Annotated in this window: 14 protein-coding genes and 1 pseudogene; 8 read left to right on the top strand and 7 right to left on the bottom strand. The window is 69.7% G+C overall.

What is annotated here, in order from left to right:
• Nucleotides 1-291 precede the first annotated feature (291 nt).
• The 4 genes from ACFC09_RS44995 to ACFC09_RS44980 all read right to left on the bottom strand — a co-directional run bounded on the left by ACFC09_RS44995 (nucleotide 292) and on the right by ACFC09_RS44980 (nucleotide 3,145).
• Nucleotides 292-849: a hypothetical protein gene (locus ACFC09_RS44995; protein WP_376538826.1), complete on the bottom strand. Its 558-nt coding sequence runs from the start codon at nucleotides 847-849 to the stop codon at nucleotides 292-294.
• Nucleotides 818-1,171: a hypothetical protein gene (locus tag ACFC09_RS44990; RefSeq protein ID WP_376538824.1), complete on the bottom strand. Its 354-nt coding sequence runs from the start codon at nucleotides 1,169-1,171 to the stop codon at nucleotides 818-820. Before ACFC09_RS44990 ends, ACFC09_RS44995 begins: the two co-directional genes overlap by 32 nt.
• Nucleotides 1,172-1,257: 86 nt before the next feature.
• Nucleotides 1,258-1,788, bottom strand: coding sequence for an NUDIX domain-containing protein (locus ACFC09_RS44985; RefSeq protein WP_376538823.1), 531 nt, complete (start codon nucleotides 1,786-1,788; stop codon nucleotides 1,258-1,260).
• A gap of 1 nt (nucleotide 1,789) precedes the next feature.
• Nucleotides 1,790-3,145, bottom strand: coding sequence for a tetratricopeptide repeat protein (locus ACFC09_RS44980; protein WP_376538822.1), 1,356 nt, complete (start codon nucleotides 3,143-3,145; stop codon nucleotides 1,790-1,792).
• Between the two features lie 224 nt (nucleotides 3,146-3,369).
• Here ACFC09_RS44980 and ACFC09_RS44975 point away from each other — a divergent pair, with 224 nt between their 5' ends.
• From ACFC09_RS44975 to ACFC09_RS44955, 5 genes and pseudogenes are all read left to right on the top strand, one after another.
• Nucleotides 3,370-4,119 (top strand): hypothetical protein, encoded by a 750-nt coding sequence (locus ACFC09_RS44975; RefSeq protein ID WP_376538820.1) that lies wholly within the window; start codon nucleotides 3,370-3,372, stop codon nucleotides 4,117-4,119.
• Nucleotides 4,120-4,198: 79 nt separating this feature from the next.
• Nucleotides 4,199-5,110 (top strand): aminoglycoside phosphotransferase family protein, encoded by a 912-nt coding sequence (locus ACFC09_RS44970; protein WP_376538818.1) that lies wholly within the window; start codon nucleotides 4,199-4,201, stop codon nucleotides 5,108-5,110.
• A 1-nt stretch (nucleotide 5,111) separates the two neighbouring features.
• A complete protein-coding gene (locus tag ACFC09_RS44965) occupies nucleotides 5,112-5,804 on the top strand; it encodes a class I SAM-dependent methyltransferase (protein ID WP_376538816.1) in 693 nt (230 codons plus the stop codon).
• Nucleotides 5,805-5,839: 35 nt separating this feature from the next.
• Entirely contained in the window at nucleotides 5,840-6,385 is a 546-nt protein-coding gene (locus ACFC09_RS44960; RefSeq protein WP_376538814.1) for an HAD domain-containing protein, read from the top strand.
• Between the two features lie 128 nt (nucleotides 6,386-6,513).
• Nucleotides 6,514-6,791: pseudogene (locus tag ACFC09_RS44955) on the top strand (type II toxin-antitoxin system RelE/ParE family toxin).
• Nucleotides 6,792-7,283: 492 nt separating this feature from the next.
• On the opposite strand, the gene ychF reads toward ACFC09_RS44955, so the two are convergent.
• Nucleotides 7,284-8,372: a redox-regulated ATPase YchF gene (gene ychF / locus ACFC09_RS44950; RefSeq protein WP_376538812.1), complete on the bottom strand. Its 1,089-nt coding sequence runs from the start codon at nucleotides 8,370-8,372 to the stop codon at nucleotides 7,284-7,286.
• Nucleotides 8,373-8,542: 170 nt separating this feature from the next.
• On the opposite strand from ychF, the gene ACFC09_RS44945 reads away from it, so the two are divergent.
• Complete coding sequence (locus ACFC09_RS44945; RefSeq protein ID WP_376538809.1) at nucleotides 8,543-9,067, top strand: DUF6542 domain-containing protein; 525 nt, start codon at nucleotides 8,543-8,545, stop codon at nucleotides 9,065-9,067.
• Nucleotides 9,068-9,145: 78 nt separating this feature from the next.
• Here the strand turns inward: ACFC09_RS44945 and ppgK are convergent, their stop codons facing one another.
• Nucleotides 9,146-9,889: a polyphosphate--glucose phosphotransferase gene (gene ppgK / locus ACFC09_RS44940; protein ID WP_376538807.1), complete on the bottom strand. Its 744-nt coding sequence runs from the start codon at nucleotides 9,887-9,889 to the stop codon at nucleotides 9,146-9,148.
• 52 nt (nucleotides 9,890-9,941) lie between these two features.
• On the bottom strand, nucleotides 9,942-10,958 hold the full coding sequence (locus tag ACFC09_RS44935) for a 4-hydroxy-3-methylbut-2-enyl diphosphate reductase (protein ID WP_376538805.1): 1,017 nt from the start codon (nucleotides 10,956-10,958) through the stop codon (nucleotides 9,942-9,944).
• A 95-nt stretch (nucleotides 10,959-11,053) separates the two neighbouring features.
• Here ACFC09_RS44935 and xseA point away from each other — a divergent pair, with 95 nt between their 5' ends.
• Together xseA and ACFC09_RS44925 are read left to right on the top strand one after the other, a co-directional pair.
• Nucleotides 11,054-12,262 (top strand): exodeoxyribonuclease VII large subunit, encoded by a 1,209-nt coding sequence (gene xseA / locus ACFC09_RS44930; protein ID WP_376538803.1) that lies wholly within the window; start codon nucleotides 11,054-11,056, stop codon nucleotides 12,260-12,262.
• A 9-nt stretch (nucleotides 12,263-12,271) separates the two neighbouring features.
• Complete coding sequence (locus tag ACFC09_RS44925) at nucleotides 12,272-12,580, top strand: exodeoxyribonuclease VII small subunit (protein ID WP_376538801.1); 309 nt, start codon at nucleotides 12,272-12,274, stop codon at nucleotides 12,578-12,580.
• Nucleotides 12,581-12,786: the final 206 nt, after the last annotated feature.

Raw genomic sequence — 12,786 nt, 5'->3', positions numbered from 1 at the left:
CCACGTCAGGGCAGACAGAAGCACCTCCGGCGCACGCCACGGGATTTACCACGCCCCCGGCGCGCACCAAAGGTGCGCTGGATCGCTGACCTGTGTGTTTGCCACATCAATGATGTGGTGTTTTTTCATCCGCTCAGACGTTGAACCGGAACGTCTGCCGGCCGATCCTGACCTGCGACGGAGCCCTGTGCAGGGCCCTGACCAGCGGCTTTCTCGTTTGTGTGCGTTGGTTTACGACGGACCCTTGCGCGTGTCCTGCGGACCGCTTCATTGGTCTTCGTTCGGCTGGGCCTAGCTGTCGCCCATCGAAGTAGAGAGAAGTTCGCGGGCGCGCCGTTCCACGCTGTCGAAGTTTCGCGCAGAGGCGATCACCGCCTCCAGGTCAGGCCGTGCTTCCGATGGTGAGCCACTGCCAGCGGCCCATTCCGCTCGCTGTAGACGTGCCGCCATCTTCTGCTCCATCACGATGTCGCTCGTCGCGAGAATCGACTCGATGTCCCGGTGGGCGCCAGCACGGTCCCCGCTCGCCCAAAGAGCACGCGCCCTGCGAGCCAGTGCGATGTAACGGCGGTTGTAAGTCGTCTCTGCAAGGCCGAGCACCGCCGAGCGATCCGCGACTGCGGAGAGCACATTGCCGTCGTCATCGTGGAGGTCTGCCCGGTTATTTAGCGCGCAGGCACGTGCCTCGTCCTCGGCGAAATGGTCCTCAATGACCGCCGTGAAATCCGCCATCGCAGCGTCCCGATCACCGATATCCAGCCGGGTGATGCCTCGGTTGTTCAGGATGCCCGAACGGACCGACCAACACGGGTCGCAGTCAGCAAGCGTCCACTCCGTCAGGAGCCACATAAGGCCAGGCTACGCTGTACCCTTCTTGCCTTGGGTCACGCAAGCGCCCTTCTTGCGCGGCACCCATCACCCAACCTCGCGGATTCTGTTCGAGCAAAATATTGCCGACATTCACCTGGCGGCCCTGCACCCCCGTATCACTCACCCTATAGAGTGGCACGAGCAAGCCATGAATATGGAGCGCTTGCAGGGTCTCCAGACGCAGGTTGTGGCCTCGCTCTTTCGCCTTCCGAATGAACGAACCCGTGTCGAGAAGTTCATCCTGCGTGAAAGCGAACGGAATTTTCAGCAAGTCGAGCGCTGATCGCGCTTGATGTTTCACCGCGAAGTCCTCTTTATGTACACACGAACAGGGCCTCTAACGAAAGTACGGACTCCGTCCATACATAATAATCCAGGAAGGGCGCATCACTGCCATCCATCGAGCGAGACCTCTTGGCCGCCATTTAGATACCGAATTAGAGCACTAGCAGTGGTGTCGACAAAGGCTTCGGGGATGGCGTCGGCGTCGACCCAGCCGACCTGGGAATGCTTGCGCGGTTCGCGGTTCTCGGGTTCGCCGGTCCATTCGTGGGTGGCGAAGACGACCGTGAGGAAGCCGTTGGGGGCTTCGACGCCCCAGGCGCCGTGGATGATGTGGGCGACCTTGAGGGACTCGGGCTTCACCTTGAGGCCGGTCTCCTCGTAGAGCTCGCGGACCGCGGTTTCGGTGATGGGTTCGCCCGGCTCGCTCTTGCCGACGGGGAGGTCCCACATGCCCTGGGCGAACTTGGCGTTCTCGCTGCGCTGGAGGAGGACGACGCGGTTGGTGGCCTTGTCGTGGACGATGACGGCGGCGACCAGCAGGGTCATGGATTCGAGCGCCGGCTTGAGGGCCTTCGGCTGGTCGTCGGTCTGCTGGGCCACGGTGTTCCCTTCGTCGGACGGGTTGTTGGGCATGTTAGGCGAGGGCCTCGCGGGCGCGGCGGGCGAGATCGGCGGCGCCCGGCACTTTGCGGCGCTGGTAGAACGCGAGGGTGGAGCGGATTGAGGTGATCGCCTTCCGGGTCCGGTCGGAGGTCATGCCCTCCATGAGGACCAGGGCTTGGGTCCAGGCGGCGACGGCCTCGTCGGCGCGGGCCTGTGCGGCGAGGCTGTCGCCGAGGTCAGCGTGGGTGAGCGCGTGGACGCGCTTGTACTTCTCGGGGTCCCAGCGAGTGAGGGCGTCGCGGTGCTGCTGCTCGGTACCGATGTGGTCGGCGAGGTCGGTCAGGGTGCGGGCGGTGTGGCTGGCCACGGTGCCGGCGGCGGGGCCACTGACGCGGGAGTAGCTGGGCTGGGGGCCGTCGTCTCGTAGGAGGGCGTCCTCGGCGGCGAGCAGGGCGCGCGCGGCCAAGGGGTGCTCATCGACGGCTGCGTAGGCGCGGGCGTGGGTGATGTGGAGGAGAGCCTCGGTCTGGCCGTCAACGTGGCCGAGACCTGTGCGGAGGGCGCCTTCGACGAGGTCGACGCAGTGGTGGGCCTGCTTGAGACTCAGGGCCTGGTGCGCGAGGGCACGCATCATCCAGGCCGCGTGGCCGTGGGGGTCGGCTTCGCAGGCGAGCTTGTAGCCGACCTGGTAGTAGCGCTGGGCGGCGCCCTCCTGGCCGAGGTCGTGGTGCTTCCACCCTGCGAGGTAGGCGAGTTCGGCGACGGCTCCGAAGGAGGCCCGTCGTAAGGCTTCGTTGGGGAAGCGTCCGCGCAGCATGGGGGCGGCTGTGTCGGCGAGGTACGCGGTGACGGTGGTCAGGCCGTGCCCGCCGCCGAGGCGCTCGTCGGCGGCGCTGAAGGCCGCCGTAATCTGCCGTACGACGTCCACGTCCTCTGCCCCGACCACGGACGTGCCGGTGCGGGCGCGGAGCATGCGGGCAGTGGCTTCGTGGTCGTATCCGAGCGGCATGGCGACGCCGGCGGTGGTGAAGGCCGCGATAGCGAGGAAGCGGCGGCGCTCGACGTCGGCGCGGCCCAGGTCGGTGGCGGCGAGGACAGGGTCGGATTCCGCCGGCGCTTCGTCATCGCTGGCCTGGAGGCCGATCTCGGTCTGGGTGATCGTGCGCCCCGCTCGACGGGACAGTGCTTCGGCGAGGTACTGGCCTACTCGGCCCGACGGGGCACGGGTGCCGTTCACCCAGTGCGAGATGGCCGACTTGTTGGTCTGGAGGATCTCGCCGTTCTCGGCGGCGATGCGCCGCACGTCTCGGGCGAGGGCCTCGTAGGTGCAGCCGGCCGCGTCGATGGCATCGCGCAGACGGGAGTTGGGTTCTCGATGCGCCGCCACGATCGCCTCCGCCCTGGAGCTGTAAACCGCGTATACCGCTTCAACTGCCGTCCACCGTACCCACTGAGCGTGACCACCGGTTCACTTATCAGCAGCCGCCCGGAACGGCGTGACCGTGATCCAGGCTCCCCCTTGGTCCGGGCGGCACCCCGAAGTTCCGTACGCCCACACCAGGCTTGGGCATTCCTGTGCCCGAACCCGGCCGATCAGAGACGGAGAACACGGTGACCACCATCGACACCACGGCCATCACGGTCGAGCTGCCCGAGGCGTTCGACCCGCGCTGGAGCCGCCTGCCCGGCATCCAGGTCAACGGCCGACGCATCACCATCGACCCGGCCAAGTACTTCTTCCGCTTCGAGTCCAACACCTGGCTCGTCGCCGACTGGGAGCTGGTCAAGGCCGAGCTCCTCGGTGCGGACGAGACGACCGAAAGCGCGGTCGAGCAGCTCGCGCTCGACTTCATCAAGCAGCACAGCGAGTCAACGTCCGACGCGGCCCGCGTCCTGGCCACCGCGTACGAGGTGTACGCCTGCCTCTTCCGCGAGGAGCACCTGGCCGGCCTCGGCCTGCCGCAGATCACCGCCGACCACCTGCGGATGCTCCGCGAGGCCGCCACGCTCATGGCGCTCAACAAGGTCGAACTGGACGGGCACATCTCCAACGTCGGCCCGTGCTGGTTCTTCCCCGCCGCCACCTCCGTCGTCTTCGACCTGGACGACGAGATGGGCGGGATGCTCGACGAGGTCTACCACGGCGGCTGGTTCAACGAGCACCGCCGGATCGAGTCCATCAAGGCCCACGCCGCCCTCGGCGGCCGGCTCGTGCACGGGTGCCAGTCCGTGCCGGACCAGTCCGGCGGCGCGGTCGCGCCCTACGGTGCCTCGATGGCGAACTTCCGCGATGACCTCTCCGCGTTCAAGGCGGACTGGATCGAGCGGGTCTACGCCCACCGCGTGAACCCCGCCGCGTAACCCACCACCCGATCAGGCTCCGGGGCGGCCCGGCATCCCTCGCCCGCCCCGGACGCCACCATCTCCCCGGAGCCCTCACGTGACCACGAACCCCAGCGCCGAACTCCTCGACAACCTGCTCACCGTGGCCGGCCAGACCACCGCCGTACGGGAGGAGGTGCGCGTGTGGTCCATGTCCGGCGTCGAGCGCGTGACCTCGCCCGACGGCTCCACGGCCATCTTCAAGTACGCCAAGAAGCCGTTCGACAGCGAGGACCAGGCCCTCCGCCTGGCCCACACTCTCGGGGTACCCGTCCCCCAGGTCCATGCCTCCGCCGTCCTGGACGGCTGGCTCGGCATGCTCATGGAGGACCTCGGACCCTCCGTACGCGAGGCCGACGACCTCGACGGCGTCGCCGCAGCCGTGGTCCTGCACGGCACCCGCACGGCTCCACCCTTGCCCGTCCTCGACCAGGACCGGCTGCGGACCCTGCCGGCCCGGGCACTGGAGCACCTCGAACGGCTGCGCAAGGCCGACCGCTGGCAGGACGCCAACGACGTCGAGGACGCCCTCGACCGGATCGCCCAGGCCGCCGAGGCCCGCTCGGCCGGAGCGGCCATCGCCCCCTTCGGCTGGGTGCACTCCGAGTTCCACCCCACCAGCCTCCACATCGGCGAGCGCGGCTGGCGGCTCCTCGACTTCGCCCGCGCCTTCACCGGCCCTGGCCTACTCGACCTCGCCAGCTGGCACGGCACCATCGATCCCCCGCACCCCGTGCGCCTGCGCGTCTTCCTGGAGCAGTACGTCACCGCCGGCGGCACCCCCGACACCCTCGCCCCGCGCGGCGGGCTCACCGCCGAACACTGGGCCCTGGGCTGGCACCACATGTGGGCCGTCGAGTGGTTCATGGAGCAGTCCATCCGCTGGATCAACGACCCGGCCAACGACCCCGCTTACATCAAGGCCGTCCGCCGCCACCTCACCGACGTCCTCCACCTCCTGGAGATCTGACGTGCTCGCCCAGGCATCCCCCTGGCACGCCCACGCCCTCCAGCGCACCACCGCCGCACTCGCCGAACCCCTCTCCGTACCCGCCCGGATGGAATGGACCACGAGACCCGGCCAAGGTCCCGGCGCCGAGATCCTCGGCCCCGACCTGCGCGGCAAGCGACTCCTGGAACTCGGCTGCGGCCCCGGCCACAACGCCGCCCACCTCGCCACCCGCCACGGCGCCCGTGTCACTGGCGTCGACCTGGTCGGCCTCCAGGTCCGCCGCGCCCGCTCCCACTACGGACGGCTGAACAACCTCACCTTCGTCGCCGGCCACGCACTGCACTACCTGCACGCCTCCGACGAGCAGTTCGACGCGATCTACTCCGTCTTCGGAGCAATCGGCCTCGTCGCCCCCGAGCTCCTGCTCCCGGCCATCGCCCAACGCCTCACGCCCGGGCGAGTGCTGGCCTTCTCCGTCCCCCACCCGCAGCGCGGCGGCCGAAGCCCCTCCGGCGACGACCGGCCCCGCCGCGACTTCGTCACCCTGCCCGACCGCACTCGGCTCCCCATCGCCCGATGGGAGTTCGATACCGACCGTTGGGAGAGGCACCTCAGCCGGGCGGGCTTCTGGCTCACTTCGGCCAAGGAGTTCAACGACCCCCGCATGGGCCACTGGCCCACCACCCTGCTGATCCGCGCCCGCAAGCTCTGACCAGCCATTCGCCCCGGCTCCCCCCGGAGGAACCGATGCGCCCGCCTTACCTGCTCCTCGACATCGACGGCGTCCTCATACCCTTCCCCAACGTGGACGGCTCGACCCCGGCCACCCACGCCCGCCACAACGTCGTCCCCACCGGCCGGAGCGCCGACAACCCGGTCACCGTCTGGCTCGACCCTGCCCACGGCCCCATGCTCATGGACGTGATCCGCACCGGCCTGGTCACCCCGGTCTGGTGCACCAGCTGGCGCCAGGACGCCATCACCCTCATCGGCCCGCTCCTCGGCCTTTCAACCCTGTCGTACGTCGATCTCCCGCGTCCGCAGATCACCACCAGCCACCCCAACGGCTACCTGTGGAAGCGCGACCACGTCGACGCCTGGCTCGGTGACGCCCCCGCCGTATGGATCGACGACGACTTCACCGGCCTCGACCATGAATGGGCTGCGGAGCGCACTGCGAAGGGAACGCCGACCCTCCTCATTCAGCCCGACCCACACCACGGGCTGCAGCCCGAGCACCTGACCGGGCTCACGACGTGGGTCTCGCAGTTACCCACAGCCCGCGCCGCCTGACGCCCTCGCTGCCACAAGCAGCGAGGGCATCAGAGTGTTGCTCGAGCGTGAGCCGTCTGCGGTCCGTGGCACGTATCGGCGGCGCTGGTGTCGGAGTCGGCTGGAACACTGCGGTCGTGATCAACGAGATGACCCCAGACCTTTCTGGTGCTCCCGCCAGCCCCCTGCCACCCAGAGCACAGGCAGAGCTCGCCAGCACCGCCTGGGAAGAGCTGCCGCACGTCTGTACAGGCCGGCACGGTGTGCCTGAGATCCACTCGGCTTCAACACCACCGCACTCGTGTCCCAGCCTGAACGTCGCCGCCTCCGAGTCGGCGATTACCGCGTCCTCTACACGATCGACAGCGGAGAGCTGGTCGTCTGGGTCGTCCACGTCGGACACCGCTCCACCGTTTACGACACCTGATCCGCGTACGTAGCTCTTCACTCAGCCGTCGCATGGGGCCGTCCGGCAACTCCGGCGCCCGCAGCCTTGCCATGGCCTCCCCCTCCGAGGCGAACCTCGACCACTGCGCGCAACACGCGTCTGATCCCGTCCAATGGCGTCTGTTGCCCAGCGCTGTCCCCAGAACTGTCAAAACGGGGGAGGCGACATGGCTCTGCAACGGCTGCTGATCGAGGGCCTGCTCACTCAGCTACCTGCATCCCCTGATCGCTGGCGGCTTGACAGCCGCGGCCGGCTGGGCTGTCCGCCGCCGGCGACGCCGGAAGGCAGGAGACCACGCAACCGATCAGGTCGTCACAGCGGTTCCACAGCAGGGCCGAGCAAGGGTGACTGACGCCAGAAAATCCAGCACCGATCCAGCACGGTATCGACGAAGGGGCTGACTCCCGGAGGAGTCAACCCCTTCTGACCTGTGTGTTTGCCACATCAATGATGTGGTGTTTTTTCATCCGCTCAGACGTTGAACCGGAACTCCACAACGTCCCCGTCCTGCATCACGTAGTCCTTGCCCTCCATCCGGGCCCTGCCCTTGGCGCGGGCCTCGGCGACCGAGCCCGTGGCCACCAGGTCGGTGAAGGAGATGACCTCGGCCTTGATGAAGCCCTTCTGGAAGTCGGTGTGGATCACGCCGGCCGCCTCGGGGGCCGTGGCGCCCTTCTTGATGGTCCAGGCGCGGGACTCCTTGGGGCCGGCCGTGAGGTACGTCTGCAGGCCGAGGGTGTCGAAGCCGACCCGGGCGAGGGTGGCCAGGCCCGGTTCCTCGGCGCCGACGGACTCCAGGAGTTCCAGCGCGTCCGCCTCGTCCAGTTCGGCGAGGTCCGCCTCCAGCTTGGCGTTGAGGAAGATCGCCTCGGCGGGGGCGACCAGGGCGCGCTGCTCGTTCTTGAAGTCGTCGTCGGTCAGTTCGTCCTCGTCCACGTTGAAGACGTAGAGGAACGGCTTGGTGGTGAGCAGGTGCAGGTCGTGCAGCAGCTCGGCGCGCTCGCTGCCCTGGACGATGCCGTGGGTGAAGAGGGTGTCGCCCTTCTCCAGGATCTCCTTGGCCTCCTCGACCGCCTTGACCTTGGGCGCGATGTCCTTCTTGATCCGTGACTCCTTCTGGAGGCGCGGCAGGACCTTCTCGATGGTCTGCAGGTCGGCGAGGATCAGCTCGGTGTTGATCGTCTCGATGTCGTCCTTGGGCGAGACCTTGCCGTCGACATGGACGACGTTCTCGTCCTGGAAGGCGCGGATGACCTGGCAGATCGCGTCGGACTCACGGATGTTCGCGAGGAACTTGTTGCCCAGGCCCTCGCCCTCGGAGGCTCCCCGCACGATGCCCGCGATGTCGACGAAGTCGACGGTGGCCGGGAGGACGCGCTGCGAGTCGAAGATCTCGGCCAGCTTCGTCAGGCGCGCGTCCGGAACACCGACCACGCCGACGTTGGGCTCGATCGTGGCGAACGGGTAGTTGGCCGCGAGCACGTCGTTCTTGGTCAGGGCGTTGAACAGGGTCGACTTGCCGACATTGGGCAGGCCGACGATTCCGATCGTGAGCGACACGTTGCGACTTCCCGTACGTGAGTGGGCCAGGGGGCCAGGAGACCGGCCGATCCCCCAGTTTACGGCGTGGCGGACCCGGCCCCGGCGTGAGCGTCGAACACAGGGGCAAGCTCCGTTCCCCGGCGTGTCTGTAGGGCCATTCGGCACATTAACCGACCTAAGTTGGTCCAGTGGAGCAACACAGGACGCCACCCTCGCAGCACGGACCGCGACGCGGCACGCCATCGACGCGCCTGCCGCCGCAGGCCAGGCGAGGTCCGGCGGGAGCACGGCCGCCCGCCCGGCGGCCGGCGTCTGCGGCGCGGCCGCCGGGCCGGATGCCCGGCCCCCGGCTGACCGGACTCGGCGCGGGCCTGTTCTGCGCGGTGCTGATGTTCCTGCTCGGCTGCCTCGACCAGTTGCTGTTCGGGGCGTCCCTGACCGGATACGGCGTGCTGTTCCTGCCCGTGTGCGTGCTGACCGCGCTGTGGGTGCGCGGGGCCGACCTGCTGACGGCTCCCGTCGTGGTGCCGATCGCCTTCCCGGTGGGGCTGCTGCCCGTCGCCGACAGCGGCGGCGGGGTGCTGGGCCGGCTGATGGGCCTGGTCACGGCGCTCGCCACGCAGGCAGGGTGGCTGTACGGGGGGACGTTCATCGCGAGCGCGATCGTGATCGTACGGCGGATCCGGCTGGTCAGAGGCCGACGGCGGGCCTGAACGTCCGGAGCCCCCGGGCCCGGCCCGCCGGACCGACGACACCACACCGCGGCGCACGTCGGTCGCCCGGACCGCTCCTCAGTGCTGTGAGGCGTGCATCGCCGCGCCCACGATCCCCGCGTTGTTCTGCAACTGCGCCGGGACGATCTCCGCCCGCACGCCCTTGATGAGGGGCAGGAACTTGTCCGCCTTCCGGCTGACTCCGCCGCCGACGATGAACAGCGCCGGGGAGAACAGCATCTCGACGTGCGCGAGGTACTTCTGCACCCGGCGCGCCCAGTGCTCCCAGGTCATCTCCTGGTCGTCCTTGACCTTGCTGGAGGCCCGCTTCTCCGCGTCGTGGCCGCCCAGCTCCAGATGGCCGAGCTCGGTGTTGGGCACCAGGGCGCCGTCGACGAACAGGGCGCTGCCGATGCCCGTACCGAAGGTGAGCAGGATGACCGTGCCGCCGCGGCCGCGGCCCGCGCCGAAGCTCATCTCGGCGACGCCGGCCGCGTCCGCGTCGTTGACGACCGTGACCTCGTGGCCGCCCAGCCGATCGCTGAACAGGGCGCGCGCGTCCGTGTCGATCCAGCTCTTGTCCACGTTGGCGGCCGTACGGATGGTGCCGCCGCCGGTGACCACGCCCGGGAACGTCAGCCCGACCGGGCCCGTCCAGCCGAAGTGCTCGACGACCTCCTTCACGCCGTCGGCCACCCCGTCGGGCGTCGCCGGGTGCGGAGTGAGCACCTTGAAGCGCTCCTCAGCCAGGTCGCCCCGCTTCAGGTCAACGGGCGCGCCCTTGATCCCGGATCCGCCGATGTCCACGCCGAAGATCTGCATGGCCCCACGTTACGACGGGCGACTGACAGTCACTCGCCGAGCGATCCGCCCATCACGCGTCCGCCGTACCCGACCCGCCGCGCTGGGCGACCAGGGTGGCCGCCTCCTCCCGCAGGTCACGGCGCAGCTCCTTGGGCAGCGAGAAGGTGATGGACTCCTCGGCCGCCCGCACGATCTCCACGTCCTCGAAGCCGCGCTCCGAGAGCCATTCCAGGACCTGCTCGACCAGGACGTCCGGAACGGAGGCGCCGGAGGTCACACCGACCGTGCTCACGCCCTCCAGCCACGCCTCGTCGATCTCGCTCGCGAAGTCCACCAGGTACGCCGCACGCGCGCCCGCGAGCTTGGCGACCTCGACGAGCCGCTTGGAGTTGGAGGAGTTGCGGGAGCCGACGACGACGACCAGGTCCGCCTCCTCGCCCATCTGCTTGACGGCGAGCTGGCGGTTCTGCGTCGCGTAGCAGATGTCGTCGCTGGGCGGCGACAGGAGCTGCGGGAACTTGTCCTTCAGCGCGTCCACGGTCTCCATGGTCTCGTCCACGGAGAGCGTGGTCTGCGACAGCCAGACCACCTTGGACGGGTCGCGGACCGCCACCTTGGCGACGTCCTCGGGGCCGTCGACCAGCTGGATGTGGTCCGGGGCCTCACCGGAGGTGCCGATGACCTCCTCGTGGCCCTCGTGCCCGATCAGGAGGATGTCGTAGTCCTCGTTCGCGAACCGGACGGCTTCCTTGTGGACCTTGGTGACCAGCGGGCAGGTGGCGTCGATGGTGGCGAGCCGGCCGCGCTCGGCCTCCTCGTGGACGACGGGGGCCACGCCGTGCGCCGAGAACATCACGATGTTGCCCGGCGGCACCTCTTCGGTGCGCTCGACGAAGACGGCGCCCTTCTTCTCCAGGGTCTGGACGACGTATTTGTTGTGCACGATCTCGTGCCGGACATAGATCGGGGCCCCGTACTGCTCCAGGGCCTTCTCGACAGCGATCACGGCGCGGTCCACGCCGGCGCAGTAGCCCCGGGGGGCGGCGAGCAGGACACGGCGGCCAGGCAAGGCAGTCATGGCACCCATCGTAAGGCCGCGGTCCGGCGGGCCGGAGGCCGCCCGGGTCACGGCCCCCGCGACGAGGACACGGGATTGTCGGAGGGGCCCGTTACGCTCGCGGCATGGCTGTGAACACGTCCGCTGAGACCCCGCTGCCCGTCGGTGAGGTGTCGCGGCTCATCGGGGGCTGGATCGACCGGCTCGGGGCGGTGTGGGTCGAGGGGCAGATCACGCAGTTGTCGCGGCGGCCGGGCGCGGGCGTGGTCTTCCTGACGCTGCGCGACCCGTCGTACGACATCTCGGTGAGCGTGACCTGCTACCGGCAGGTGTTCGACGCCGTCGCCGATGTCGTCGGCGAGGGCGCCCGGGTCGTCGTGCACGCGAAACCGGAGTGGTACGCCCCGCGCGGGCAGTTGTCGTTGCGGGCCGCCGAGATACGGCCCGTGGGGGTCGGCGAGCTGCTGGCCCGGCTGGAGCAGCTGAAGAAGGCCCTGACGGCGGAGGGGCTGTTCGCGCCGGAGCGCAAGCGCACGCTGCCCTTCCTGCCGCAGCTCGTCGGCCTCGTCTGCGGCCGTGCCTCCGCGGCGGAGCGGGACGTGCTGGAGAACGCCCGCCACCGCTGGCCCGCCGTCCGCTTCGAGGTGCGCAACGTGCCCGTGCAGGGCGTGCACGCGGTGCCCCAGGTCGTACAGGCGGTCAAGGAGCTGGACGCGATCGACGCCGTGGACGTGATCATCGTCGCGCGGGGCGGCGGCAGCGTGGAGGATCTGCTGCCGTTCTCCGACGAGCAGCTGGTCCGCGCGGTCGCCGCCTGCCGTACGCCGGTGGTGTCCGCGATCGGCCACGAGCCCGACAACCCGCTGCTGGACTTCGTCGCCGACCTGCGCGCCTCCACCCCGACCGACGCCGCGAAGAAGGTCGTCCCGGACGTGGGCGAGGAGCTGGAGCGGGTGCGGGGGCTGCGGGAGCGGGCGCGGCGGTGCGTGCGGGCGCTGGTCGAGCGGGAGGAGCGGGGTCTCGCGCATGCGCTGGCCCGGCCCTCGATCGAGGACCCGCACCGGATGATCGACCAGCGGGCGGACGAGGTCGGCGCGCTGCTCGACCGCAGCCGCCGCACCCTGGGCCACCACCTGGACCGCGCCGACTCCGAACTGACGCACACGCACGCGCGCGTGGTGGCCCTCTCCCCCGCCGCGACGCTCAAGCGCGGGTACGCGGTGCTGCAACGCGCCGACGGGCACGTGGTGCGGGACCCGCAGGAGGTGACGGCGGCCGAGGAGCTACGGGCACGGGTCGCCGAGGGCGAGTTCACGGTACGAGTCGACGCTTAGGGTGAACGGATGACCGGCAAGGTGGAAGAGGCGGCACTCTCGTACGAGCAGGCGCGGGACGAGCTGATCGAGGTCGTACGGCGGCTGGAGGCGGGCGGCACGAGCCTGGAGGAGTCCCTCGCGCTCTGGGAGCGCGGCGAGCAGTTGGCCAAGGTGTGCCGGCGCTGGCTGGAGGGTGCTCGGGCCCGGCTGGACGCCGCCCTCGCCGAGGAGGAAGAGGGCGGGGGCGGGAGCGGGGACGGGAACGGGCAGGGGGAGCGTGCGGGGGCCCGGGGAGCAGAAGCGGGGGGTCCGGAGGGGGCGGCGAGCGGCGGCTAGCGGGCAGCGACTGGCGGGCGGAGCCCGGCGCGGGAGCACCAGCTACCGGGCGGCAGGCGGCAGGCGGCAGGCGGCAGGCGGCAGGCGGCAGGCGGCAGGCGGCAGGCGGCAGGCGGCAGGCGGCAGGCGGCAGGCGGCAGGCGGCAGGCGGCAGGCGGCAGGCGGCAGGCGGCAGGCGGCAGGCGGCAGGCGGCAGGCGGCAGGCG

It is taken from the genome of Streptomyces sp. NPDC056161 (genome assembly GCF_042268025.1).
GTDB lineage: Bacteria > Actinomycetota > Actinomycetes > Streptomycetales > Streptomycetaceae > Streptomyces.
Note: the sequence above shows the minus strand (reverse complement) of the source record. Positions and strands in the feature narration are given on the sequence as shown.

Bases quoted from the DNA above. Each gene is read 5' to 3' on its own strand.
- ACFC09_RS44925 (WP_376538801.1), top strand. From the start codon at position 12,272: ATGACCGGCAAGGTGGAAGAGGCGGCACTCTCGTACGAGCAGGCGCGG.
- ACFC09_RS44995 (WP_376538826.1), bottom strand. From the start codon at position 849: ATGTGGCTCCTGACGGAGTGGACGCTTGCTGACTGCGACCCGTGTTGG.
- ACFC09_RS44985 (WP_376538823.1), bottom strand. From the start codon at position 1,788: ATGCCCAACAACCCGTCCGACGAAGGGAACACCGTGGCCCAGCAGACC.
- ACFC09_RS44960 (WP_376538814.1), top strand. From the start codon at position 5,840: ATGCGCCCGCCTTACCTGCTCCTCGACATCGACGGCGTCCTCATACCC.
- xseA (WP_376538803.1), top strand. From the start codon at position 11,054: ATGGCTGTGAACACGTCCGCTGAGACCCCGCTGCCCGTCGGTGAGGTG.
- ppgK (WP_376538807.1), bottom strand. From the start codon at position 9,889: ATGCAGATCTTCGGCGTGGACATCGGCGGATCCGGGATCAAGGGCGCG.
- ACFC09_RS44935 (WP_376538805.1), bottom strand. From the start codon at position 10,958: ATGGGTGCCATGACTGCCTTGCCTGGCCGCCGTGTCCTGCTCGCCGCC.